This window comes from Labedella phragmitis, assembly GCF_004078635.1.
Lineage (GTDB): Bacteria > Actinomycetota > Actinomycetes > Actinomycetales > Microbacteriaceae > Labedella > Labedella phragmitis.
This window is the reverse complement of the sequence record NZ_RZNB01000010.1, coordinates 1-23,098: the sequence shown is the minus strand read 5'-3', so window position 1 is coordinate 23,098 and position 23,098 is coordinate 1. Positions and strand designations below refer to the sequence as shown.

Below are 23,098 nucleotides of genomic sequence, written 5' to 3'. Positions count from 1 at the left end.
TGCGTAAGTGGTAACTTACCTGTTGTGTCTGTCGTGATGATCGATCCCTGGTACGCGCTGGCTGATCCGACCCGGCGCCGGGTGTTCAGCCGGGTTGCGGCTGGTCCGTGCTCAGTGACGGAGATCGCTCGGGAACTGCCGGTGAGCCGTCCAGCCGTGTCCCAGCACCTGCGGGTCCTTCTGGACGCCGGGCTGGTGGACGTTCGCCGTCAAGGGCGTGAACGTCTTTATCGGCCTCGGCATGACGGTCTGGCCGGGCTTCGGCAGGAGCTGGAATTCTATTGGACCCAGACGCTCGCGACGTTCAAGACCCTCGCCGAACAGACCTATCAGGCGAACGCCACAGCACAGGAAGGAACCCCGTCACGATGAGCGCCTCACCCGAAGAACTCACCAGCATCCACGCTACGGTGATCGTCGATGCCCCCGCCGAGCACGCGTTCCGTGTCTTCACCGAACGTTTTGACGACATCAAGCCCCACGAGCACAACCTGCTCTCGGTCGCAATCGACCGCACTGTCATGGAACCTCGGACCGGCGGCACTGTCTATGACATCGGCACCGACGGCAGCACCTGCACCTGGGCGAGGGTGCTCGCCTACGAGCCCCCGCACCGGCTCGTGCTCAGCTGGGACATCAGCCCGCAGTGGGAGATCGAGCCGGACCCGACCCGGACGAGCGAAGTCGAAATCCGCTTCACCCCCGAATCCGCGGCGCGCACCCGCGTCGAACTTGAGCACCGACACCTGGACCGGCACGGCGCCGGATGGGAGGGCTTCATCAACCTGGAGACCGGAAATGGCTGGCCGCTCTACCTCGAACGCTTCCGTGTCGCCGTCGAGCGCCCCACACCATCCGCCTGAACCTCCGCAAAGCCTAGAGAAGCCACCGATGGAATCCTTCAACGTGAACCAGCAGCTCGCCCACGCGCTCCGCGCAGTCGTCACTGGCAGCGGCGGCGAGGCAGACGCCTCCTTGCGGGCCGCCGCACTGGAGCGGGCCGCTGGAGGCTCCCCGATCGCCCAACCCTACGACGACCTTGCCCGACAGATCGGGGAAGCGGCCTACCGGGTCACGGACGCGCACGTCGTGGCCGTTCGAGACGCGACCGGCAGCGACAAGGGCGCGTTCGAGATCATCATGTCCGCCTGCATCGGGGCCGGACTGAGTCGGTGGGACGCGGCCGTCCGGGCGATTGAGGGGGCCGGCGATGCGGCTTCCTGACGTCGAGCGCGGCGACACCCTGCGCTCCCGCACCTTGATCCGGATCATCTCTGCCGTCTCCGGCATCCGCCTCCCCGATGCCGCCAGAGTCGCGTTCTACCACAAGGGCTTCGTCGGACCGATGTTCGGCGCATGGACCCAGGCGGCGATGCGCGGCCCCAGTGAATGGAGCATCGGCGAACGCGAGCTCATGGCCGCGATGGTCGCCCACTGGAACTCCTGCACCTTCTGCATCGGCGCCCACCGCGCCATCGCCGTCCGCGGCACCGACCCGCAGACCGTCAACGCGTGCCTGACCGACTACCGAACGGCCCCCATACCGGAAAGGCTGCGCGCCACGCTCTCCTTCCTGGAGACCATGACCCGAGAGCCGGACAAGCTGGACGCGACCCACGCACAAGCGGCGTTCAGCGCCGGCACGTCGCAAGCCCAACTCGTCGACGCCGCTGCCGTGGCCGCGATCTTCAACATCGTCACCCGCTATGCCGATGCGCTGGACTTCACCATCCCCACCGAGGAAGAGTTCGACAAAGCTGCCGGGATGATGCTCAAACGCGGCTACAGCTGACCGGCCGCGCGCATCCCGCCGACCGCGCCCGCTCCTTGGCGAGAGTCGAGACAAAGGCGAGGGTGTGAGTTCCGCGAAATCACACCTCACCCGCCCCTACACTGGCTCTGCACTCGTGAGTTCCCGCCGTTTCAGGTTTGCCAAGGACCGCATCGCGCCCATGATCTGAACCGGCCCTCGGACGGAGTGGCTTCGTGTCCTTCTCGCGACTTGCTGCTCTGGTTCACGAACCAGGGACACGCGGCTGCTAACGATGTTGCGGCCGAAAATGCCGCACTTCAGTGCGGCCGGTCACGTCGCGGCATGGATGGACCTGGTTGTAGGCCTCGGAGAACGGCGTCGAGCAACCGCCCGGTGCGTGCGGAGCGATCGGGGGCGGGTTCGATTCGCCAGAGAAATCCTACGAGGAGGAACACGTCTTCGGCGGTGACGTCCTGACGGACGGAGCCCTCGGACTGGGCGGCCTCGAGCAAGGTGCGTAGTGCACTGAGATCGGGCGTTTGAACGGTCCGCCCTAGTGCATTGTGCAGTGCGGTCGCCATGGCGTCGCCAAGTGCGTTCTTAAGGCGGCCGTAGTCTGCGAGCATCACCAGCCATCGCCGAAGTGCCTCCATTGGCGGGTGCTGACGCAGCAGGTCCGGCGCGGCGGAGGAGAGCTCGTCCATATCTGCTCGGTGCACCTCGATGACCAAGTCTTCCCAGGTCGGAAAGTGGCGGTAGATCGTGCCCTGACCTACGCCGGCCTCGCGAGCAATGGCTGCCATCCCCGACGCGTCGCCGGCCTCAAGCACCTGGCGAGCCGCGGCGACGATCTTGTCCTTGTTCGCTCTTGCGTCTGACCGCATCGGCCTCTCCTCGACAAGTGGACAGTTGTCCGTTATTGTTCATATGCGGACGATTGTCCGGATCGAATCAAGAATACTGCGGATGTTTCGCGTGGCGAAAGTCCGCTAGAGCGGAGACCAGCATGAGCAACTACGGAACACCACTCGCGGGCAAAGTCGCAGTCATCACCGGAGGGTCTCAAGGCGTCGGATTGGGCATCGCGGAGGAGCTCATCGCCCAGGGCGCACGGGTGGCGATCACCGGCCTCGACGCTCAGCGAGTCGGGGCATCGGCGGCGGCTCTGGGCCCGGATTGCGTCGGACTCGTCGCCGATGTCCGCGACGAGTTGGCTATGGCTGCCATGTACGACGACGTCGTGGCGCGATGGGGGGGCGTGGATATCGTCGTGGCGAACGCCGTCATTGGCGACAGCAATCCGCTGGGAGCAATCACCGAGGCGCAGTTCAACAACATCTTCGACACCGATGTGAAGGGCGTGCTCTTCACAGTCCAGCCAGCGGTCGCTCGCATGAGTGGTAGCGGTGCCGTCGTGATCATCAGTTCGACAGCCTCCGTCAAGGGAAGTGAGGGAATGAGCCTCTATGGCGGAGCGAAGGCCGCTCTTCGGAGCATGGTCCGTTCTTGGATTCTGGAATTGCGTGGCACGGGGATCCGAGTCAACGTCCTTACGCTAGGGGCCGTCGACACCCCCTCCCTTCGCACCGCCCTCGCCGATGCGGTGGGCGATGACCAGGTAGATGCTGCAGTGGCAAGGATGGGCGGTGGGTCCCCGCTTGGGCGACTCCTGCAACCCCGCGAGATCGGGACGGCGACTGCCTTCCTGGCGTCCGAAGCATCATCCGGGATCACGGGCGCGGAGCTATTCGTCGACGGGGGCCTCGCACAGGTCTAGTCCGACGACGCTGGCCGCAAGCTGACGTGCGTTCAGTGGGATGGGTCCCGCGGCGCTTGCCGTGATCGCAAAGCGCACGATGACTCGACGCGATGTGCACCACCGGTTGAGATTTCCACGAGCGGCGCCGGCGGATCCCGGCGCTGGCGGAAAGATGGATTGCGGTGCGCGGGTCCCGGCCTGCCTGTGACTGCTGAGGAAGGCCTACGGCTGCTGAGGAAGTTGGACTTGTGCCAGGAGTCCGTAGAGCGCATCCCGTTCGCTCGTGTCGAGCCCGGTGAACAGGCGGGCACCGTGCAGTCTTGTGCTGATCGCGTCCCAGAGTTCATATCCGCGGTCCGTCAAGATCAGCGTACGCTTCCGACCGTCCTTCGGGTGAGGCTGCCGCACGACGAGGCCTAAGCTCTCCAGCTTGTCGGCCGTGAGGCTGACGGTAGACGGGTCGCATCGCAGACGCCCGGCGATCTCACGCAGCGTGGTCGGTTCGCCGCCCGGGGCCAGGGCCCACAGCACGCCGGCAGCCGAGGCCGTCACATCGAATTCGGCCAGCACGTCGGCCACCACCGCCTGCGCCGCGTCGGCGAGGCCCAGGAGGATGCGGATCATCTCCGCCGTTCGCTCTGCGTCGGCGGGCGCCGTCTGATCGCCATGCGATGGAGAAGTCGATGCCATAGACCCATGATACGCTCCAAACTCAATGAATAATTCAATGAGTTTGGAGGATGTTGTGAATGCAGGAACTCAGGCCCACAGGACGGTACTGGTGACCGGCGGCACAGGGTACCTGGCAGGTTGGCTGCTCGTTCGGCTCCTGGAACAGGGATACGCGGCGCGCGCCACGGTTCGCGACCCGGCGCGAAGGACTCAGGTTCGGGCGGCGCTTGCTCAGCACGTCGGTGAAGACAGGGCCTCGTCGGTCGAGTTCGTCACCGCCGACCTGCTCGCCGAGGAGGGATGGGATGACGCCGTCGCGGGCGTTGACTATGTTCTGCATGCCGCATCCCCGCTGGGGTTCAGCGGAGGAGAGGACCTGATCCGGATCGCGCGTGAGGGGGCCGCGAGGGTACTCAGCGCGGCAGCCCGGTCTGGCGTCAAGCGGGCCGTACTCACATCATCGGCCGTCGCGGCGATCTCCGACGATCCACGCCCGTATGGGGTCGAGACGGTGTGGGCGGCCCCGTCAGGCACACCCGCCCGTCGCTACAACGACTCCAAGATTTTCGCGGAGCGCGATGCCTGGCGACTCGCGAACGAGACGGGGCTCGAGTTGTCGACGGTGCTTCCCACGTTCATGCAGGGTCCTCCTCCGGGTGCACCCAGTAAGGAGGGCTCTGTGGAGCTCGTTCGGCGCCTCTTGACCGGCGGCTTGCCCGCTGTGCCGCGCATCGGCTGGGACGTCGTTGACGTCCGCGACATCGCGACCCTCCATCTCCTCTCGATGACCAGCCCTCTCGCGGCCGGCGAGCGCTTCATCGGGTCGGGGGACTGGCTGTGGTGGCGGGACATGGCCCGGATTCTGCGCGAGAAAGCTCCAGAAATCTCCCGCAAAGTACCGACCAAGAACATGCCGGACACCGTCGTCAAGATGCTCGGACGATTCAACCCGCAGATGGCATCACTCCGACTCAACCTCGGCAAGCAGACATCGGTCGATGGCAGTAAGGCGCGGAACATCCTGGACTGGCACCCCCGGCCAGCCGAGGAGACCGTGCTCGACACGGCCGCCGCTCTGGCTGCGATGCCACGCCTCGATGCGGATCAAGCATCGTCGTCCAAGGCTGCCCGTTAGAACCGGCGATTCATGACCAAGCCCAGATCCTCACGACGCCCGTGGCTGCGCCGGGCCCTACTCGCAGTGGCGAGCGTTCTCGTCGCAGGGGTCGCCCTCATCGGTGGCGCATACCTCTATCTGGTACCCGCGCCCTCGGTGGCCGAGCCCGCTCTGTCTGGGTCACTCGGTCACGAGGCGCTCCAAGTGGACGGAATGTCGCGCACCTATCTCTCCTACGTGCCAGCTGATGTGCCGGACGATGCGCCTGTATTGGTGGTTCTTCACGGATCGTTCCAGAGTGGCGAGACCATCCGGACTGCTACGGGCTTCGAGTTCGATCAGCTCGCAGACGCCCGCGGATTCGTCGTCGTCTATCCGGACGGGTACGGGCAGGGTTGGAACGACTGCCGAGAACTCGCGGCAACACCCGCGCGCCAAGAGAATGTGAGTGACGTCAGATTCATCAACGACATCGTGGCGGAAATGTCTGACCGCTACGGGACGTCTGCCGACCGCTACTTCGCCGTTGGCTATTCCAACGGCGGGTAGATGGCCCTCCGGCTTGCCTCAGAAGCGCCGGAGAGGTTGCGCGGCTTGGCGCTTATCTCAGCCAATATTCCCACTGCGGACAACAATCTCTGCTCGGACGTGGGTTCCGACGTTCCTACTGTGGTGATGTCTGGGACGGCAGACCCTATCTCGCCTTTCGAAGGAGGTCCGGTGACGATCTTCGGATTCTCCCCGCGAGGCAACGTGGTCTCCGCGGCAGAGACCACCCAGGCTTTTGTGCGATCCAACGGCATCTCAGCGGAAGCATCAACCCACGCCTTGGCGCACCGTGATGAATCCGGGGAGACGTCTGTGTCTGTCGTTGACTTCAGGGAACCCGGCAAGGCCCCGGTTCGTCAGTACATCATCGAAGGCGGTGGCCATGTCGTCCCAACCAGGATTCAAGGCTTCGGGCGCATTTTCGGGGCGAGCACATTCGACGTGGATGCGCCGACGGAGATCTGGGACTTCATCGCTGCCGAACGATAAATGGATCGTCGTTCGCCCACCGGCCAATCACCTCCCGGACCGTCTGCTCCAGAACGTGCTATCCGGGTCTGAAGGGTGCCGACCGATGCGATGCGCTCTTACGCCTCTTCCCCGGCGTTATCCCGGTCCAGCGTTCTTTTGATCGGCTTTCTTGTCATATCGTCCGGATTGATCTCGGGAACGTGAACAAGGTCAAAAATGCGGGGTCGGAGCACGGTATGCACCGCGGGTTGCGCCTCGACGACTCCCGCGCAGGACGGGGACACGTGTCGGCATCCAGCTCGAGCGCCGGATCTGAAACGTTCGTCTTCTCCGATCCGGACGGCTCCAGGGTGGACTGGATCACACGATCTCGGCATCGGTGCCGAGCACATTCAGGAGTGAGAGGGCTTCCGCGGCGGGCGACCCATGGGGCGCGCTGTAGAGCACAAGGTGCTGGTCGCGATCCGTGAGCGTGAGCATGTCGCAATCGACCGTAACGTCGCCGATGGCGGGATGGCGGATAGTCTTCGTGAGCATCGCGGCGGGCTGCACGTCATGCCGTTCCCAGAGCCCCGCGAATTCGGGGCTCGCGCGGCGGAGCTCGCCGACGAGATTCGTCACGGCGGGGTCCGACGGGTATCGGGCGAGAGCAGCTCGGAGACCTGCGACAACGTGGTGCCGGAACTCCGTGGACTCAGAGTTCCCGACCGACGCCGTGCCGGCCCGTCGCGATTCAAGGAACGCTCGGCGGGCCAGATTTCGGTCTTTCTCGGAGATGTGGGCGAAGTCCCCCATGAGAGCTGCGGCGAGGTCGTTCCACGCGAGAACCTCGAAGGAGGCCGACATCACGAAGGCGGCAGTCTGCGGGAGCCGTTCGAGGAGGGCGAGGATGCTCGGACGGACATCGCGCCGGTGTGTGCGGGTACGAGTCGGCGCGGTGCCGGCGAGAAGGTGGAGGTGATCGGACTCGCCGTCGGTCAGTCTCAGCGCTTCGGCGATCCCCGCCAGAACCTCGCCTGACGGCTTCGGCGCCCTGCCTTGCTCCAGCCTGACGTAGTACTCGGTGGAGATGTGTGCAAGGACGGCGACCTCCTCCCGGCGCAGGCCGGGTGTGCGTCGTCGCGGCCCTGACGAGAGACCGACGTCCTCGGGCCGCAGGCGTTCTCGTCTGCTCCGAAGGAACTCCCCGAGCTCGTGCCGATTCATAGCGCAAGTCTGCACGTCCTGGGCCGACGGATAGTGGTACTGCCTGTGTCTGCCTCCGGTTGGAGGCAGACGGGATGCTGAATGCATGTCTACCAACACCACTCATACCACCGGCACCGCGTCGGTCGGTCTCCTCACCGACAAGGTCATCTTCATCACCGGCGCCAGCCGGGGCATTGGAAAGGCCGCCGCCCACCTGTTCGCGGCAGAGGGCGCCGCCGTCGTGCTTGCCGCCCGCAACACCACCGCTCTCGACAGCACCGTGGCCGAGATCCGCGCAAATGCCGGCATGGCAGACGCCGTCGCCCTCGACCTCTCCGATCGGGCCAGTATCCGTGCCGCCATCGATCGCGTTGACCAGGTCCACGGACGGCTGAACGGCGCTTTCAACAACGCCGGTACCCCGCAAAAGCAGGTCGGCCCCCTCGACACCACGACCGATGAGGACATCAGCGAGCAGTTCGCCGTCAACTTTCTCGCGCACTGGACGGCGATGAACGCCGAGGCCGCGCTGATGCGCCGCAGTGGCGGCGGCGCGATCGTCAACACCTCCAGCATCGGCAGTCGTCGCGCGAACCCCAACCTGCCCGCCTACGGAGCCATGAAGCGCGCGCTGAACAGCATCACCGAGACCGCCGCCGCGACCTGGGCCACCGACGGCATCCGCGTCAACGGGCTCACGCCGGGCGGAACGCACACCGAAATGATGCAGGAGTGGGAGGCTGCCAGCCCCGGCATCATCGCGACAATTAGCGCCGCCACCCCGCTCGGACGGATGGCCGAGCCTCGTGAGGTGGCAGAAGCCGCCGCGTGGCTGCTTAGTGACCGCGCCTCGATGGTCACCGGTGCAATCCTCCCCGTTGACGGCGGCGCCGGAGCCTGACGCAGACGTGACGAATCGCCCGGGAAGGTGGCCGTTGTCACGGGACCGGTCGAGCATGAACGGTGAACGCTCGCGTTCGAACGGACCCGTGCGAGGATGACCGGATGGCGCACACCCCAACCCACCTCCTAACCCCCGCCGACCAGGAGCGCCGCCGGGGGCTGCGGGTGATGAAGGGGGTCGCGCTCGGCGCGCTGGTGTTCATGGCGGTGCTCTTCGTGATCGCATTTGTGCTGCAGGAGCGGTACCCGCCGCTCGTCTACATCCGTGCGTTCGCCGAGGGCGGCATGGTCGGCGCGCTGGCCGACTGGTTCGCGGTGACCGCCCTGTTCCGGCATCCGCTCGGCATCCCGATCCCGCACACGGCGATCATCCCGAACCGCAAGGACGAGATCGGCCGGAACCTCGGCGAGTTCGTCGAGACCCAGTTCCTGCGGCGGGGGGGGGGGGGGGGGGACGTGGAGCGGTGTCGTCCCGCTCAGCCTCCAGCCGAAAGCTGAACCGGTGAGTACCGAGACGGCTCGCGTCGGGGTGTTCGAGCGGACGACGGAAACATTCGCGGACGGTTCCGTGCGAATCGCGGATCTACAGGTCGCGCCCGGAGTCGTTGCGGCTCCCACGGATATCCAGAGCACCGTCGCCGTCGCGGCCCCCGCAGGCGAAATGACCACCATGGCCGACATCACGTCCTGCTCAGTGAGCAGCGGCTCCGGATACTCGAACGCCGACAACTGTCTGGTTCGGGGCGGTGGTGGCCTCGTCACGAACTTCTTCTACGCGAGCTACACCCTTGTTCAGGGAGGGAACAACGATCAATTGCGCAGCACCAAGAACCCGGGTCAGACGTGCATTTACCCGTACAGTTGCACCACCCCGACTCGCTCCCAGTTCGTCGCTCGAGAGAGCCTGTCGACGAACGCGGGAGCGACATACACTGGAACGGCAACCACGCCGGTTTCCTCGCAGACGACGTACCTGAGCATTGAGGTCGGCGAGAACAGGGCACGGCCGATCTGGACCATGCCGTAACCGAAAGGAGGGCGCGATGAGCACGAACTCTTTCGACCCCGTCTACGTGACCGAAGGAATCGCACTCAACGTTCCACTGACTGTCACGATCGCGAGTCTCCTCGTGGCCGCGATAACGGCTGCGGTCGTGGCGATCGTCCGAAAAATCCGACGGTCCAGCTCCGCGCCCATCGAGTGATTCGGGAAGCGCGGGAGTGCACAGGATGTTCCTGGGCTCCCGCGCTTCTTCGTTCCTCGTGAAGCCGCGGTGGTGGGGCCGCTGACGCGTTCGTCGGGGCACTCGCCGGACTGCTGATCTTCACGATCGCGCACGCCGTGCTCGGCTGACTAGGGTCAGCGCAGCAGGCCGCGAGATGTCTACGATCGAGACATGACCGATTCCCTCGTCCTCGTCGCCAACGCCGGCGACGGCAGCATCAGCACCTTCCGTCTCGTCGGCGACTCCCTCGAGCGTCTCGCGGTGACCGGCGATCTCGCTGGCACGTCGACGTTCGTCGTCGACACGGATCGAGACCTCGTCTATGCGGGGGTCAAGCCGGGCGGTGGGCGCGAGTCGGCCGGCATCGTGACGCTGCGCCTCGATCGCTCGAGCGGCGCGCTCTCCGTCGTCTCCCGCCGAGACCTGCCTGGCGGCGGTATGAACTACCTCGCCCTGGCCCACGCGGGCACGGTGCTTCTCGGCGCCTCCTACGGTGGCGGCTACGGCATCACCGCGATCGTTGAGGACGGAGTGGTGGGGGAGCCGGTGTCCCGCATCGAGTACCCGAACCTGCATTCCGTGCTCCCGAGCGCCGACGGCCGCTTTGCCTACTTCGTCTCGCTCGGAGCCGACCTCATCGCGCAGTACGCGCTCGGCGCCGACGCCGCTCTCACTCCACTCGACCCGCCCGCGGTCGAGGCGCCGACGGGCAGCGGTCCGCGCCACCTCGTGCTGAATGCGGCCGACGACGCGGTCTACGTGAACACCGAATTCACCGGGCAGGTGCTGCACTACGCGCGCGACACTGAGACGGGCGCGCTCGAACGCCACGGCGGTGCCGACGTGTTCGATCCCACGCAGGGACTGAGCGTGAGCCGATTCGGTGCCGATCCGCGCGAGGAGCACCTCATCTGGGGTGCCGACCTGCAGCTCGCCGACGGCGGACACCGCATCTGGGCGTCCGAGCGCACCGCGGCCACGCTGAGTTCCGCCGCCCTCGCGGCGGACGGTTCGCTCAGGTCATCGGGAGAGTTCGTCGCCACGGAACCCCAGCCTCGCGGCTTCGCCGTCAGCCCCGACGGCGCGCACATCGTCGTCGCGGGTGAACTCTCGACGACCGTGTCGCTCTACGCCGCCGATGGCGACCGCCTGCAGTTGCTGCAGCAGGCGGAGACGGGCCGCGGCGCGAACTGGGTGAGATTCGTGTGACCGGTACGGCCTGCGTGCTGCCACCGATCCGCGCTCACACGTCGACGCGGGCGCCGGTCTCCAGTTGGATGAAGCGCCACATCCAGTCGAGGGCGATCCGCGGCGTGAGACCGGGCGCGTGCTGCGAGAGTTGCGTCGCGAGTCCGTCGCTGTAGGCGGCGAGCTTGAGAGCGAGACCAGAGGGGTCGTCCACCGCGAACACCCCCTGTTCGACTCCTCGACGCAGCGTCCGGGTGAGGCATGCCTCCCACACCCGGATACGCGCCACGTACTCAGCGGCGACAGCCGGTTTGCGGGCGACGGCCGTCCAATAGTCCGACCACAGCCGCCAGTGGTCGCCGACGGCCTCGGTGTCGTCGAACAGCGGTTCCACGAGCATCCGCACCCCGATGACGGGGTCCAGTTCCGCGTCGACGGCTTCGATGATGGACGAGTAGAAGCGAGCAGTCTCGACGACGACCACCTCGTTGAGGATCTCGGCGACGCTCTCGAAGTGATAGGTCACGGTGCCGACCGAGACGCCGGCCTCGAGTGCGATGTCGCGCAGACGCGTGGCGCCGAGGCCCTCGCGCAGGATGACGCCGCGCGCCGCCTCGATGATGAGCGCTCGGCGGATCTCGGGCTTCCGGCGTTGCGAACCGGAACCGACGGTGTCGCCTGTGCCCGTCACGCGGACGTCCTCGGCACGACGTCGTCGAAACGGCGATCCGCGACCAGCACGACCTCCGCGTCCGGCCCTCCGTCGCGCGCCCAGGCGCGCACCGTATTGATGATGCGGAAGGTGTCGGCGTCGGCCGTCACTCGTGAGGTGGTCTCGAGCCACGCTCGCCAGTCGGACTTCTCGAGACCGATCGCCCAGCGTGATTCCGCGGATGCCGAGAGGGGATCTCCGTCGACGATGCGATAGGTCTCCCGGCTGTCCTCCGTGAACAGGAGGCCGTCCGGGTAGGCGCGGCCGCCGCCATAACCGGGATCGACGTCGAGTACCCATTCACCCGTCTCGACATCGTGCGAGACGCTGCGTTGAGGGAGCGCTGCGGGCGCAGGTAGTCGGCGAATGGCCAGCGGTTCGGCGTGTTCGGCAGGCTCGAAGACCACGCCGTCGTCGGTCGAGCGCGTCCACACGGGCACGGAGACGGAACTGCGCTGCGGAGCGAGCGTGAGGGTCGCCTCGACCGGATGCGGCCAGACCCACGGCCAGTACGCCGACGACACCGCGATCCGCAGACGATGGCCGGGCGGGAACCGATGGCCCGTGGAGACGAGGGGCACGGCGACCGACTCCTCGACGCCCGGTTCGAGGGCGTCCGCACGCTCGCGACCGCGCCGTTTGTCGAGATTGAGGACGCCACGGGTCACGAGGGTGGAGCTGCCGTCCGGGGCGACGTCGCACAATCGCACGATGACGTGGGCGTGCGGCACGTCGCTCGTGAGGGCCAGCGTCACGGCGACGGAACCGAGAACGTCGAACGGCTCCTCGACGGGAACGTCGAAGCACACCGAACGTCCGTCCTCGGCGCGCTGGTCCGGCGGAAGATCGGTGGCGTTGCCGAAGGGGAAGAACCGTCCGGCATCGAGGCCCGTGCTCTGCGGAGACCGGACGACGACCGGCCCGCGTTCACCCCCGATGGTGTCGGCGAGCGGGACGACGTGCGTTTCCGTGACGGCCGACGGCCAGGCCTCTGCCGCGACCCAGCGGCCGGTCCGCTCGGCGTAGTAGGTCGCCGGTGGTTCCGAGTCGTTGATCCAAGCGCGGAGGGCCGGCTCGTCCTCGACGCCGTTCGCGTCGTCGAGCAGCCAGCGGTCCCACCACCGCAGGGTCTCCTGCAGGAAACCGATCCCGGGACCGGGAGCGAGTCCGCGATCCGGATACTGGTGCGACCACGGGCCGATGATGCCCTTCACCGGTGCGTCGAGGTTCTCGACGAGCCTCAGCACCGCGTCGCGATACGGGTCGGCCCACCCGCCGACCGCGAGGACGGCGGCCTGGATGCTGCCGTAGTCCTCGCAGACGCTGCCGTGCCGCCAGTAGTCGTCGCGCTCCTGGTGCGAGAGCCACACGGGGGTCATCGGCCGGCCGTGCTCGAGGCGATCGCGCCACTGCTCGACCCAGCCCGCCCCGACGATCTCGGGTCGCGGAGGCCGCGAATTGAAGGCGAACATCGTTCCGCCCCACGCGGCCATGTCGATCCCGAGCACGGCGCCGCCGATGTAGTGCACGTCGTTGTCGTAGCGGTCGTCGGTCGAGCACACGGTCACGATCGCCTTGAGAGCCGCGGGGGCGCGGCCGGCGAGCTGCAGCGCGTTGAATCCGCCCCACGAGATGCCGAACGCTCCGACCGCGCCCGTCGACCATGGCTGGGCGGCCAACCACTCGATGATCGCGATCCCGTCGTCGAGTTCCTCCGCCGAGTACTCATCGACGAAGAGACCGTCCGACGAACCGGTGCCACGGATGTCCACGCGGACGGAGGCGTAGCCCCGGGCGGCGTACCAGGGGTGACGTTCGCTGTCGCGGGGTGCCGTCCAATCGTCGAGGCGGTAGGGCAGGTATTCGAGCAGCACGGGCACGGGTCGATCGATGGCGGGTGCCCAAATGCGCGCGTGCAGTCGGGTGCCGTCGGGCATCGGGATCCACTGGTCGCGGACCGTGACGTCGTGGAGGGCACGGTGTGTCATGCGCTCTCCCATCGCCGGATTCGGTGTCCGTCGCCGAGGTCGTCCCACCCGTCGGCGTCTCGCCACGTCCGCGTTGTGTCGTCGACGCCGCGCAACACTGTGGTGCCCGGATCGAGAGTGGCGTCGAGCAGTTGCCGCGTGTACGGGTGATTCGGTCCGCTGAAGACGTCCTCGGTGGACCCGATCTCGACGAAGCGCCCGCCCGTCATGACGGCGACGCGGTCCGCGACACCCCGCACGACCGCGAGATCGTGGCTGATGAAGAGGCAGCCGAGCCCTTTCTCGTCACGCAGGTCCGTGAGCAGGTCGAGCACACCGGCCTGGACACGGACGTCGAGGGCCGTCGTGATCTCGTCGGCGATGATGAGCTCGGGGCCGGCGGCGAGGGCGCGCGCGATGCCGACGCGCTGGCGCTGGCCGCCGGAGAGCTGCGCCGGGAGTCGACTCGCGAAGTCGGGCGTGAGGCCGACCTCCTCGAGCAGCTCGGCGACGCGGTCTGGCGAGGTGCTGCCGGTGAAGAGCCGGAGCGGTCGCGCGATCGCGGCGCCGACCGTGCGCCGGGGGTTCAGCGACGTGTCCGCGTTCTGGAAGACGAGCTGCACCGAGCGTCGGAGGTCGAGGGAGCGTCGCGCGACGGGCCGGGTGAGGTCGCCCTCGATGCCGTCGTCGCCGCGGAATGTGAAGGTGCCCGATTCCGCGGGGATGAGGCCGGCCATCGCCGTCGCGAGGGTCGATTTGCCGCTGCCCGATTCCCCGACGACGGCGAGCGTCTCCTGCGCGCCGATCGCGAAAGAGACGGCGTCGACGGCCGGGGGGAGGGAGCGCGCGTACCGGACGACGAGGTCCGCCGCCGTGACGAGCGGGGGTGGGGGAGCGGACGCACGGCCACCTCCTCGTTCGGCCGACAGTCCGGTCGCGGACGTGCGGGGCGCGCTCGCGAGCAGCTCGCGTGTGTATTCGTGCTGCGGGTCCGCGAACAGCTCGGCGGTCTGGCGGTGCTCCACGATGACGCCGTCGCGCATGACGGCGATCTCGTCCGCCATGGCCGAGACGACGCCGAGGTCGTGACTGACGAGCAGGATCGCCATCTCGAGCTCGACGGAGAGGTCGCGGACGAGTTCGAGGACCGCGGCCTGCGTCACCACGTCGAGCGCGGTCGTCGGCTCGTCGAGGACGAGCAGCCGGGGTCGGGCGGCGATCGCCATCGCGATGGCGATGCGCTGCTGCTGGCCACCGGAGAGCTGATGCGGGTAGCGCTCGACGATGGTCTCCGGGTCGGGCAGACGCACATGCCGAACGAGTTCGAGAACACGCTCGTGGCCGCCCGGCAGGCCGTGGCTCTCGAGCGCCTCGCGCAGCTGCCGGCCGACGCGCATCGAGGGGGTGAGCGCCTGGCCGGCGTTCTGGGCGACGAGAGCCGCGGTGCCGCCGCGCAGTGCGCGGCGCTCGCGATCGCCGAGCGCGAAGACGTCGGAGCCGGCGACGGTCACCCGGCCGCCCACGATGCGCGAACCGCGCCGGAGGTGCGCGAGCAGGGTGCGGGCGACGGTCGACTTGCCGCTCCCGCTCTCGCCCACGAGCCCGAGCGCACGACCGGGCCGGATGGAGAGGCTCACACCGCGGACGACAGGTACGTCCCGTCGCCCGGAGGCGTAGGAGATGGAGAGATCGTCGACCTGGACGACGGCGTCGGCCTGGACGTCGACCTGCGCGGGAGCGGGGCTGGGTGCGGAGCTCACGAGACGGCTCCCTTCTGCGCGCGGTCGATGCCGAGCGACTTGCTGAGTCCGTCGGCGCTGAGGTTCAAGCCGATGACGAGGGTGGCGAGGGCGACGATGGGTGCCAGAGCGCCCAGCGGCGCGACCGTGAGGGCTGTGCGGTTCTCCTGCACCATGAGCCCCCAGTCGGGAGTCGGCGGATTCGCGCCGAAGCCGAGGAAGGACAGCGTCGAGATGAGCAGCACGATCCAGGAGGCACGCATCGCGTACTCGACGAGTACGACGTCCATGACGTTCGGCAGGATCTCGCGGAAGACGATGCTGAGCGGCTTCTCGCCGCGTGCGCGGGCGGCCGTCACGTAATCCTGCGTGATAATCGTGCGTGCGGCGCCACGGACGACGCGGGTGACCGCCGGAGCGTAGACCACGGTGACCGCGAGCACGATGACCCAGAGTCCCGAGTCGAAGACCGTGACGACGACGAGCAGCGCCAGGATCGAGGGCACCGCGAGCAGGGCGTCGACGATGCGCATGACGACCTCGTCGAACCAGTTGTCGGCGTAGGCGGTGATGCACCCGAGGACGGTCCCGATGCCGACGGCGATGGTCGTGGCGAGGAACGTCACGAGCAGTGCGTAGCGGCCGCCGTTCAGCGTGCGGGAGAGGATGTCGCGACCGTACTGGTCGGTGCCGAGCCAGTGCGTCCACGTCGAACCGGTGAGGGCCACGGTCGAGTCGGTCGCGACGGGGTCGTGGCCGGCGATCCAGGGAGCGAGCACCGCGAGCACGACGTGCACCGCGATGAGGCCGAGGCCGATCGTGAGGGCGGCGGAGCCGCTCAGGCTGCTGGTGAGGGAGGTCGCGACCCCGCGGATCCGCCCGGGGAGCCCCCCGGGTCCCGCGTTCACGGCGGCTCCGGTGGCGTCGGTCGTCGAGCGCGTCATGAGCGGGCCTTCCGTCGGGTGCGCAGTCTCGGGTCGAGGGCGAGCGCGATCAGGTCGGCCGCGAGATTGCACACGACGTAGACGAGCGCGCTCACGACGGCGATCGCCTGGATGGTCGGGAGATCGCGGTTGAAGACGGACTCCAGCATGAGCTTGCCCATGCCGGGGTAGTTGAAGACGTTCTCCACGACGACCACGCCGCCGAGCAGCCACGCGACGTTGAGCGCGACGACGTTGAGGGTCGGCAGCAGGGCGCTCGGCACCGCGTGACGCCAGACCACCTGGCGGGTGGTGAGGCCCTTGAGCTCGGCGGTCGTCACGAACTCGCTCGCCATGACATCGATGGTGGACGAGCGGGCCGTCCTCACGATGTACGCGGCCATCGCGAGCGTCAGCACGATCGCGGGCAACCAGACGGCGGGCAGGAGCTCGGCGACCGTAGCACTGTCGCCGCGGAGCACGACGGCGGGGAAGACCGGGATCGCGATGGCGAAGAGGAGCACGAGGATCGTGGCGACCATGAACTCGGGCACGCTCATGACGATGAGGCTGACGAGCGAGATCGTGTGGTCGCTCGGGCGCCCGCGGCGCACGCCGGCGATGACGCCGAGCGTGAGCGAGAGGGCGACTCCGACGACCATCGCGGGAACCGCGATGAGCATGCTGTTGCGGAACGCGACGAGCAGGTCCGGTCCGACGGGTTCACCGCTGACCAGCGAGATCCCGAAATCTCCCGTGGCCGAGCCGAGCAGCCAGTTCCCGTAGCGCAGCCACACGTTCTGGTCGAGTCCGAGCGTCTCGCGCAGCGCGGCCACCGCGTCGGGCGTCGCGTCCTGTCCGAGCAGTTGCTGAGCGACGTCACCGGGGAGGGCCTGGACGGCGAAGAAGACGAAGAGGGAGGCCAGAAGCACCGTGAGCAGCGCGGTGGCGAGCCGCCGTAGGACGAGGAGCACGGTGGGGGCGATCGAGGCGTTCATGCGCGGAGTCCGATCGAGAGGTAGTCGAACTCGAAGCCGTATTCGGCGTAGTTGACGACGTTCCGGGAGAGCCCGACGAGCCGGTCGCCGAACATCGGGGTCATGTCGGCGGAGTCCTCGACGACGATGCGCTGGGCGTCCTGGTAGAGCATGCGGCGGCGGTCGTCGTTCATCTCGGCGCGAGCCGCGTCGAGGAGACCGTCGAAGGTGGGGTTCGACCAGGCGCTCTCGTTGTACGACGAGCCCGTCCGGAAGATCTGGTTGAGGAGCTGGTCGATCGGGCGGCCCGTGAACCAATAGCTCACCATGAGCGGCTTCTGCATCCAGATCTGCGTGTAGTACGAGTCGGCCGACGCGTTGCGGACGACCAGATCGATGCCGGCGTCCTTCACGGCGTCGCGGTACGCGACGGCCAGGGGTGTGAACACCGACTCGTAGCTCGAGGTGAAGATCTCGGTGCGCAGGCCCTCGCGCCCGGCCTCCTTGAGGAGGAAACGCGCCTTCTCCGGGTCGTACTCGCGCTGCTCGTCGAGGAACACGGCCTGACTCGGCGGTACGGGGTTGTCCCACCCCGGCGACCCGGTGCCCTGGAGAGCCGTGTCGACGATCGTCTGCGGGTCATAGGCGAGTTTCATCGCCTGTCGGACGCGCGGGTCGGAGAACTCGTCGCTCGTGAACAGCATCGGGATCGTGTACCACTGGGCGTCGGGCGCTCGGGCGACCGTGGCCGTGCTCGAGGCGGAGACCACCTGTGCCGTGGCGTAGTCAAGGTTGGTCTGGGAGATCAGGTCGATCTGACCGGCGAGGAGAGCGTTGACCCGCGCGGTGGTGTCCTGGATGGAGTAGAAGTCGATGCCGTCCAGCACGGGGCGACCGGCGAAGTGGTCGTCGAACGCTTCGATGCTGCCGGTTCCGGCGGGTTCGAACGAGGACAGCCGGAAGGGGCCGGTACCGATGCCGGTCCGGCCGATCTCGGCGGCGCTGCCCTCCGGGATGATGTAGCACTGGTACGCCGTGAGGAGCGAGGGGAACTCGGCGTTGGGCGTGAGCAGTTCGATGCGAAGAGTGAGGGGATCGGGCGCGCTCATGCCGCCGGGACCGATCATGGCGCTCAGCACCTCGCCCTGCGGAGAGGCCGTGGCGGGGTCGAGGATGTGGTCGATCGAGTAGATCGCGTCGGCGGCCGTGAACCGGCGGCCGTCATGGAAGCGGACGCCGTCGCGGAGCGCGAAGGTCCAGACGGTGCCGTCGGCGTTGGCCGACCAGTCCTCGGCGAGGTCCGGAACGGTGACGCCGCTCTCGTCGAGCCTCACGAGACGGTTGTAGAGCGCGCCGAGGTACTCGTAGGCCGACAGGGAACTGGCGGAGTCGAGGGTCTCTGCGGCCGAGGCGGCGGGGCGGGCGATACGCAGACGGCCGCCTCTGGCGGCGGTTCCGGTGGCGGCGGCCTGGGGGATCGTGGGGGTGCGTCGGTCGGGGGCGCACCCCGCGAGGGTGAGCAGACCGAGACCGGCGAGCCCGGCTGCGCCGACGAGAACCGTGCGCCGGCTCGTTTCGGGGACAAGCGGTGTCATACGGGACGACCTTCCATGTTGTCGTTCACGTGAACGATAAGGGAGATGCTCGAGCCTGGCCAGTTCGCCAGACGTCGTTCCGGCGTGTTCGGCCGAGGCCCTGCCCGGCCCGATCCGCGCGTCCACGCGGATGCGCGGGGGTGCCCGTGCACGATCGTTCGGCGTGAGGCTTAATGCAGTCGTTACCTTCGCGCGGGTGCACCGACGTCGTGGCAGGACTACCGGTCCCGTGGAGAGGTGAAATCGTTCAACCGGTCGATGACACGTCCGGAGTGTCCGCGAGGCCAACTGATTCTCGACCTCGGGTGAACGAACGGCGACGATTCTGCACCGCTGGACCCCCGGAGAACCGTGCCCGATGAACGCCCCGTGAATTCTGCGGCGCACCTCCGGGGGCTTGCATATGCGCCGATAGCGTGATCGGCGTCGCCCGCGAACCGAACGCGTGCCACCCCGTAACCGGCCCCGCCGTCTCTCCCAAAGGACGTCCCTCGATATGAAGAGCGATCAGCTCACGCGCGCCATCAGGCGTGTCAGTCCCCGCACAGCATTGACGGCCGGCGGCATCGCCGCGGCCGTCGCCTTGGCCAGTATCGGAGGCGGAATCGCCTTCGCCGCCGCTGGGCTCAACCCTCCTCCCGTCAACCCGGCCCTCGTGCATGTGGCCTCCGCGGTGCCCGACCGCATCATCCTCACTCCGACGGCGACTCCGTTCGCGACGCAAAACGTCTCGTGGCGAACCTCCGTCGACGTCACGAGCCCCCAAATTCAGCTCGCGGACATGACGAAGGGGCCCATAACGGCGTCGACGACGGTCGCCGCCGCGAGTACCACCGAGTTTGCGACCGACCTCGGCTACACCATCAAGTACCACACGGCCACGCTCACCGGCCTGGCCGAGAAGACCGCGTACCTGTACCGGGTCGGCGACGGCGAGACCTGGAGCGAGTGGCTCGAGTTCGAGACCACCGCGGAAGGTGCAGAACCCTTCTCGTTCATCGTGCAGGGTGACGCGCAGAACGACGTGAAGTCCTACGCCTCGCGCGCATTCCGTGCCGCCACCGAGGCTCGCCCCTACGCCAAGGCCGTCCTCCACCTCGGCGACCTGATCGACACCGACGTCGCCGACGCGGAGTGGGGCGAATGGTTCGGCGCGGCCGGCTTCTCGAACGCCTACATGAACATCATCGCGGCACCGGGAAACCACGAGTACTACCCGGGTCCCGACCTCACCCGTTATTGGGGTGCGCAGTTCGAGTACCCGCGCAACGGCCCGGCCGACACCGACGCCATCAAGCAGGCGTTCGACGAGAACGTCTACTACACCGACATCCAGGGTGTGCGTTTCATCACGTTGAACGCCAACATGGCTCACGGCGCTCAGCTCGATGCGCAGACGGCCTGGCTGGAGCGCGTTCTCTCGGAGAACCCGAACACCTGGAGCGTCGTCTCGTTCCACCAGCCGATCTTCTCGGTGACATCCGGGCGCGACAATGCCAGCATCCGCAACGCCTGGTTGCCGATCTTCGAGAAGCACAACGTCGACCTCGTCCTGCAGGGCCACGACCACGCCTACGGTCGCGGCAACCTCTATTCGAACGAGCAGAACCTCCCAGAAGGTGCTGATGCGGAGACGAGCCAGACCGGTCCGGTCTACCTCGTGAGCGTCGCGGGCCCGAAGATGTACGTTCCCGACCCACTCGAGTCGAACAACTGGACAGCGAACGCCGCGCACCTGCGCAGCGTGAACCGTGACACCCAGATGTACCAGACGGTCGATGTGATCGACGGCCAGATGCACGTGGAGAGCCACACGGTGACCGGCGAGTTGTTCGACGCCTTCACCATCACCAAGTCGGACGACGGCGACAAGCTCGTGACCGACGAGACCGCAGCCTGGCCGTCTGGCCCCGGGTCGACGAGGGCCGACATCGGAGCCCCCGAGCGGCCGACGCCCGTCGTGCCCGGTGACGACACCGAGCCCACACCGACCCCGGAGCCGACGACGAGCCCCGAGCCGAGCCCCGAGCCGACCACGACGCCGGAGCCGACCACGACGCCGGAGCCGACCACGACGCCGGAGCCGACCACGAGTCCGGAGCCGACCACGAGTCCGGAGCCGACGACGAGTCCGGAGCCGACGACGAGCCCCGAGCCGACCACGCAGCCGACGTCCGAACCCGAACCGACGGACAAGCCGGTGGCGAATCCCACGATCGAGCTTTCAGCGACCGGGATCGCCGCAGGCGACAGCCTCAGCATGAAGGGTGACGGGTTCTGGCCGAACGAAGACCTGGAGGTCACGCTGCATTCCGACCCGATCGAACTCGGCTTCCCGACAGCTGACGATGCGGGCAGCTACTTCTTCACCGCGCACATCCCCGCGGGCGTCGCACCCGGTGGACACACAATCGTGGTGAGGGGCCTCGAGTCCGGCGCGACGGTCGAGGCGGCCATCACGGTGCTGTCGCCCGGCTCTGAGCCCACCGGCGAGAAGGATCTCGCGGTCACCGGTGTAGCAGGAGTCGGCATCGCCGTCGCCATCGCCGGTGGGGCACTGCTCCTCGGCGTGCTCACCCTCCTGTTCGTCTACGTTCGTCGCCGCCCCACGGATGGTGCCGCGTGAATATCTCGTCTCGATCGTTTCAGAAAGGCCGTCAGTCCATGACGAAATCGTCCACGCCTCGTCGCGGGAGGCGGATGCTGGCGGGCATCGCCGTCGCGGTCGTCGCGGCCTCCCTCTTCTCCCCGGTGATGTCGCCCGGTACGGCGGCATCCGCCGCCGCCGCCGCGCCGAGCGCGCAGCACGGGCCGTCGGTCGTTCCCGATCGAATCGTGTTGACTCCAGCCGATGACCTGTCCACCACCCAGGCGGTGACCTGGCGCACCTCCCGCGGGGTCACGAGCGCAAAGGCCGAGATCCGCACCGCGACGGCAACGCCGTACCCCGGCGGCATCACGACGGTGAACGCGACGAAGAACAGCGACGTCACCACCGAGCACTACGACGAGTCGTTCCACACGGTGGAGTTCACTGGTCTGACTCCCGACACCCAGTACCAGTACCGTGTGGGAGACGGCACGAACTTCAGCGAGTGGCAGCACTTCACGACGGCGTCCGCCAGTGCCGATCCGTTCTCGTTCATCTATCTCGGTGATGTGCAGAACGGCATCAAGTCGGATGCTTCGCGCGTCATCCGCAACGCGTTCCGAGACCGCCCCGACGCGTCGATCGTGCTGCAGGCCGGCGACCTGATCAACGACGCGAACGACGACTCGCAGTGGGGAGAGGTGTTCGACGCCGCCAGCTACCAGTTCGGCACGCAGAACTTCCTGGCGGCGGCTGGCAACCACGAATACGAGGGTGCCGAACTGTCGACGCAGTGGCAAGCCCAGTTCGCCTACCCGGACAACGGACCGACCGGTACGGGGCACATCGAGGAGCTCCTGAATGGCACGGTCTACTACAACGACTACCAGGGCGTGCGTTTCATCTCGCTCAACAGCAACATCACGGACGCTGCGGTTCTCGCCGTGCAGACCGAGTGGCTGAAGGAGACGCTCGAGTCGAACCCGCACAAGTGGACCGTCGTCTTCTTCCACCACCCCGTCTTCTCGCTCGATGAGGGGCGCAACAACCGCGCCATCCGTGAGGCGTGGTTGCCCCTGTTCGAGGCGAACAACGTCGACCTCGTCCTGCAGGGCCACGACCACAACTACGGCCGAGGCAACTCGAACGATGCGGAGAAGGACAACCCCACGAGTTGGGACCCTGACCTCAACTACGACGGCCCGGTGTACGCGGTCTCGGTGGTCGGGTCGAAGATGTACTCCAACACGGGGCCGCGTCTCTGGATCGAGAACGATGCCCATCTGAAGAAGCTGCAGGGCAACGTCGAGCTCTACCAGCTCATCGACGTCTCGGGCGACACCATGCGGTACGAGTCCCGTACCGCCGACGGCGTGTACTTCGACGGTCTCACGATCGTGAAGAACGATGCAGGCAAAGCAGTGACGGACGACACTCCGCCTCAGGAGATCGACCCGTCGAACCCCGGCCCGTGTTTGGGCTGCGAGCCGAACCCCGACCCCACGGATCCAACGGACCCGACCGAGCCCGGCGAGCCGACCGGGACGGTCGACTACGAGGTCACCGGTGCGATCGACTCCGTCAACAAGTCGAACGCGGCGCTGCCCGCCGGATCGGCGTTCTCCGAGTCGAAGGATCGCCTCTACCTCGGGGACCAGAACCGGCGCACGATCAGCGAGGTGAACGTCGATACGGATGAGGTGACGCGGACGATCACGTTGCCTGAGAACATCCGTGATGTGGGGATCGATGATGAGGAGGAGCTTCTC

General features: G+C 67.3%; 23 protein-coding genes and 1 pseudogene. 15 read left to right on the top strand and 9 right to left on the bottom strand.

Features of this window, described 5'->3' with window-relative positions; genetic code table 11:
* Positions 1-36: 36 nt before the first annotated feature.
* From ELQ90_RS16300 to ELQ90_RS16285, 4 genes are read left to right on the top strand one after another with little or no spacing between them, the layout of a single operon-like run.
* Positions 37-372 carry an ArsR/SmtB family transcription factor gene (locus tag ELQ90_RS16300; protein ID WP_128496363.1) on the top strand — a complete coding sequence of 112 codons (336 nt, stop codon included), beginning with the start codon at positions 37-39 and terminating at the stop codon, positions 370-372.
* Positions 369-863, top strand: a complete 495-nt coding sequence (locus ELQ90_RS16295) for an SRPBCC family protein (protein ID WP_128496362.1) — start codon at positions 369-371, stop codon at positions 861-863. Before ELQ90_RS16300 ends, ELQ90_RS16295 begins: the two co-directional genes overlap by 4 nt.
* 28 nt (positions 864-891) lie before the next feature.
* Positions 892-1,224 carry a hypothetical protein gene (locus ELQ90_RS16290; RefSeq protein ID WP_128496361.1) on the top strand — a complete coding sequence of 111 codons (333 nt, stop codon included), beginning with the start codon at positions 892-894 and terminating at the stop codon, positions 1,222-1,224.
* The gene (locus ELQ90_RS16285; RefSeq protein ID WP_128496360.1) at positions 1,211-1,792 is read left to right on the top strand and encodes a carboxymuconolactone decarboxylase family protein; all 582 of its coding nucleotides are present in this window, start codon (positions 1,211-1,213) and stop codon (positions 1,790-1,792) included. Before ELQ90_RS16290 ends, ELQ90_RS16285 begins: the two co-directional genes overlap by 14 nt.
* A 278-nt stretch (positions 1,793-2,070) precedes the next feature.
* Here the strand turns inward: ELQ90_RS16285 and ELQ90_RS16280 are convergent, their stop codons facing one another.
* Positions 2,071-2,637, bottom strand: coding sequence for a TetR/AcrR family transcriptional regulator (locus ELQ90_RS16280; protein ID WP_128496359.1), 567 nt, complete (start codon positions 2,635-2,637; stop codon positions 2,071-2,073).
* Positions 2,638-2,759: 122 nt separating this feature from the next.
* Between ELQ90_RS16280 and ELQ90_RS16275 the strand changes: the two genes are divergently transcribed.
* Positions 2,760-3,530, top strand: a complete 771-nt coding sequence (locus ELQ90_RS16275) for an SDR family NAD(P)-dependent oxidoreductase (RefSeq protein ID WP_128496358.1) — start codon at positions 2,760-2,762, stop codon at positions 3,528-3,530.
* A 204-nt stretch (positions 3,531-3,734) separates the two neighbouring features.
* Here ELQ90_RS16275 and ELQ90_RS16270 read toward each other — a convergent pair whose 3' ends face one another.
* Positions 3,735-4,202 (bottom strand): MarR family winged helix-turn-helix transcriptional regulator, encoded by a 468-nt coding sequence (locus ELQ90_RS16270; protein WP_128496357.1) that lies wholly within the window; start codon positions 4,200-4,202, stop codon positions 3,735-3,737.
* A 37-nt stretch (positions 4,203-4,239) separates the two neighbouring features.
* On the opposite strand from ELQ90_RS16270, the gene ELQ90_RS16265 reads away from it, so the two are divergent.
* The 3 genes from ELQ90_RS16265 (at position 4,240) to ELQ90_RS16255 (ending at position 6,339) form a co-directional block, all read left to right on the top strand.
* Positions 4,240-5,319 carry an NAD-dependent epimerase/dehydratase family protein gene (locus ELQ90_RS16265; RefSeq protein WP_128496382.1) on the top strand — a complete coding sequence of 360 codons (1,080 nt, stop codon included), beginning with the start codon at positions 4,240-4,242 and terminating at the stop codon, positions 5,317-5,319.
* Positions 5,320-5,514: 195 nt separating this feature from the next.
* Positions 5,515-5,850 carry a CE1 family esterase gene (locus tag ELQ90_RS16735; protein WP_166409138.1) on the top strand — a complete coding sequence of 112 codons (336 nt, stop codon included), beginning with the start codon at positions 5,515-5,517 and terminating at the stop codon, positions 5,848-5,850.
* Between the two features lie 171 nt (positions 5,851-6,021).
* Positions 6,022-6,339, top strand: a complete 318-nt coding sequence (locus ELQ90_RS16255) for a hypothetical protein (RefSeq protein ID WP_128496355.1) — start codon at positions 6,022-6,024, stop codon at positions 6,337-6,339.
* A 342-nt stretch (positions 6,340-6,681) separates the two neighbouring features.
* Here ELQ90_RS16255 and ELQ90_RS16250 read toward each other — a convergent pair whose 3' ends face one another.
* Positions 6,682-7,527, bottom strand: coding sequence for a helix-turn-helix transcriptional regulator (locus ELQ90_RS16250; protein WP_128496354.1), 846 nt, complete (start codon positions 7,525-7,527; stop codon positions 6,682-6,684).
* Positions 7,528-7,612: 85 nt separating this feature from the next.
* Here ELQ90_RS16250 and ELQ90_RS16245 point away from each other — a divergent pair, with 85 nt between their 5' ends.
* The 5 genes and pseudogenes from ELQ90_RS16245 to ELQ90_RS16230 all read left to right on the top strand — a co-directional run bounded on the left by ELQ90_RS16245 (position 7,613) and on the right by ELQ90_RS16230 (position 10,847).
* Positions 7,613-8,410, top strand: coding sequence for an SDR family NAD(P)-dependent oxidoreductase (locus tag ELQ90_RS16245; RefSeq protein WP_128496353.1), 798 nt, complete (start codon positions 7,613-7,615; stop codon positions 8,408-8,410).
* A gap of 104 nt (positions 8,411-8,514) precedes the next feature.
* Positions 8,515-8,853: pseudogene (locus ELQ90_RS16240) on the top strand (DUF445 family protein); the annotation flags it as partial.
* A 61-nt stretch (positions 8,854-8,914) separates the two neighbouring features.
* Entirely contained in the window at positions 8,915-9,439 is a 525-nt protein-coding gene (locus tag ELQ90_RS16235; RefSeq protein WP_128496352.1) for a hypothetical protein, read from the top strand.
* Positions 9,440-9,455: 16 nt separating this feature from the next.
* Positions 9,456-9,617, top strand: coding sequence for a hypothetical protein (locus ELQ90_RS16730; RefSeq protein ID WP_166409136.1), 162 nt, complete (start codon positions 9,456-9,458; stop codon positions 9,615-9,617).
* 192 nt (positions 9,618-9,809) lie between these two features.
* A complete protein-coding gene (locus ELQ90_RS16230) occupies positions 9,810-10,847 on the top strand; it encodes a lactonase family protein (protein ID WP_128496351.1) in 1,038 nt (345 codons plus the stop codon).
* A 34-nt stretch (positions 10,848-10,881) separates the two neighbouring features.
* On the opposite strand, the gene ELQ90_RS16225 is transcribed toward ELQ90_RS16230, so the two are convergent.
* The 6 genes from ELQ90_RS16225 to ELQ90_RS16200 are packed head-to-tail and all read right to left on the bottom strand — an operon-like array spanning position 10,882 to position 18,739.
* Positions 10,882-11,517 carry a TetR/AcrR family transcriptional regulator gene (locus tag ELQ90_RS16225; protein WP_243696232.1) on the bottom strand — a complete coding sequence of 212 codons (636 nt, stop codon included), beginning with the start codon at positions 11,515-11,517 and terminating at the stop codon, positions 10,882-10,884.
* On the bottom strand, positions 11,514-13,526 hold the full coding sequence (locus tag ELQ90_RS16220; protein ID WP_128496350.1) for a CocE/NonD family hydrolase: 2,013 nt from the start codon (positions 13,524-13,526) through the stop codon (positions 11,514-11,516). Before ELQ90_RS16220 ends, ELQ90_RS16225 begins: the two co-directional genes overlap by 4 nt.
* Positions 13,523-15,265 (bottom strand): dipeptide ABC transporter ATP-binding protein, encoded by a 1,743-nt coding sequence (locus tag ELQ90_RS16215; protein ID WP_128496349.1) that lies wholly within the window; start codon positions 15,263-15,265, stop codon positions 13,523-13,525. The genes ELQ90_RS16220 and ELQ90_RS16215 overlap by 4 nt, the downstream gene beginning before the upstream one ends.
* Positions 15,262-16,188, bottom strand: a complete 927-nt coding sequence (locus ELQ90_RS16210; RefSeq protein WP_128496348.1) for an ABC transporter permease — start codon at positions 16,186-16,188, stop codon at positions 15,262-15,264. Before ELQ90_RS16210 ends, ELQ90_RS16215 begins: the two co-directional genes overlap by 4 nt.
* A complete protein-coding gene (locus ELQ90_RS16205) occupies positions 16,185-17,165 on the bottom strand; it encodes an ABC transporter permease (protein ID WP_128496347.1) in 981 nt (326 codons plus the stop codon). Before ELQ90_RS16205 ends, ELQ90_RS16210 begins: the two co-directional genes overlap by 4 nt.
* On the bottom strand, positions 17,162-18,739 hold the full coding sequence (locus ELQ90_RS16200) for an ABC transporter substrate-binding protein (protein ID WP_128496346.1): 1,578 nt from the start codon (positions 18,737-18,739) through the stop codon (positions 17,162-17,164). Before ELQ90_RS16200 ends, ELQ90_RS16205 begins: the two co-directional genes overlap by 4 nt.
* A gap of 496 nt (positions 18,740-19,235) precedes the next feature.
* Between ELQ90_RS16200 and ELQ90_RS16195 the strand changes: the two genes are divergently transcribed.
* Positions 19,236-21,365, top strand: coding sequence for a purple acid phosphatase family protein (locus ELQ90_RS16195; RefSeq protein ID WP_128496345.1), 2,130 nt, complete (start codon positions 19,236-19,238; stop codon positions 21,363-21,365).
* A gap of 38 nt (positions 21,366-21,403) precedes the next feature.
* On the top strand, positions 21,404-23,098 hold a 1,695-nt coding region (locus tag ELQ90_RS16190), incomplete at its 3' end, for a purple acid phosphatase family protein (RefSeq protein ID WP_133425027.1).

What these genes read in the sequence shown, in the direction of transcription:
- ELQ90_RS16300 (WP_128496363.1), top strand. Translation starts at nt 37, where the DNA reads ATGATCGATCCCTGGTACGCGCTGGCTGATCCGACCCGGCGCCGGGTG.
- ELQ90_RS16265 (WP_128496382.1), top strand. Translation starts at nt 4,240, where the DNA reads ATGAGTTTGGAGGATGTTGTGAATGCAGGAACTCAGGCCCACAGGACG.
- ELQ90_RS16205 (WP_128496347.1), bottom strand. Translation starts at nt 17,165, where the DNA reads ATGAACGCCTCGATCGCCCCCACCGTGCTCCTCGTCCTACGGCGGCTC.
- ELQ90_RS16275 (WP_128496358.1), top strand. Translation starts at nt 2,760, where the DNA reads ATGAGCAACTACGGAACACCACTCGCGGGCAAAGTCGCAGTCATCACC.
- ELQ90_RS16200 (WP_128496346.1), bottom strand. Translation starts at nt 18,739, where the DNA reads ATGACACCGCTTGTCCCCGAAACGAGCCGGCGCACGGTTCTCGTCGGC.
- ELQ90_RS16195 (WP_128496345.1), top strand. Translation starts at nt 19,236, where the DNA reads ATGAAGAGCGATCAGCTCACGCGCGCCATCAGGCGTGTCAGTCCCCGC.
- ELQ90_RS16220 (WP_128496350.1), bottom strand. Translation starts at nt 13,526, where the DNA reads ATGACACACCGTGCCCTCCACGACGTCACGGTCCGCGACCAGTGGATC.
- ELQ90_RS16245 (WP_128496353.1), top strand. Translation starts at nt 7,613, where the DNA reads ATGTCTACCAACACCACTCATACCACCGGCACCGCGTCGGTCGGTCTC.
- ELQ90_RS16290 (WP_128496361.1), top strand. Translation starts at nt 892, where the DNA reads ATGGAATCCTTCAACGTGAACCAGCAGCTCGCCCACGCGCTCCGCGCA.
- ELQ90_RS16730 (WP_166409136.1), top strand. Translation starts at nt 9,456, where the DNA reads ATGAGCACGAACTCTTTCGACCCCGTCTACGTGACCGAAGGAATCGCA.
- ELQ90_RS16270 (WP_128496357.1), bottom strand. Translation starts at nt 4,202, where the DNA reads ATGGCATCGACTTCTCCATCGCATGGCGATCAGACGGCGCCCGCCGAC.
- ELQ90_RS16735 (WP_166409138.1), top strand. Translation starts at nt 5,515, where the DNA reads ATGTCGCGCACCTATCTCTCCTACGTGCCAGCTGATGTGCCGGACGAT.
- ELQ90_RS16250 (WP_128496354.1), bottom strand. Translation starts at nt 7,527, where the DNA reads ATGAATCGGCACGAGCTCGGGGAGTTCCTTCGGAGCAGACGAGAACGC.
- ELQ90_RS16295 (WP_128496362.1), top strand. Translation starts at nt 369, where the DNA reads ATGAGCGCCTCACCCGAAGAACTCACCAGCATCCACGCTACGGTGATC.
- ELQ90_RS16280 (WP_128496359.1), bottom strand. Translation starts at nt 2,637, where the DNA reads ATGCGGTCAGACGCAAGAGCGAACAAGGACAAGATCGTCGCCGCGGCT.
- ELQ90_RS16210 (WP_128496348.1), bottom strand. Translation starts at nt 16,188, where the DNA reads ATGACGCGCTCGACGACCGACGCCACCGGAGCCGCCGTGAACGCGGGA.
- ELQ90_RS16285 (WP_128496360.1), top strand. Translation starts at nt 1,211, where the DNA reads ATGCGGCTTCCTGACGTCGAGCGCGGCGACACCCTGCGCTCCCGCACC.
- ELQ90_RS16230 (WP_128496351.1), top strand. Translation starts at nt 9,810, where the DNA reads ATGACCGATTCCCTCGTCCTCGTCGCCAACGCCGGCGACGGCAGCATC.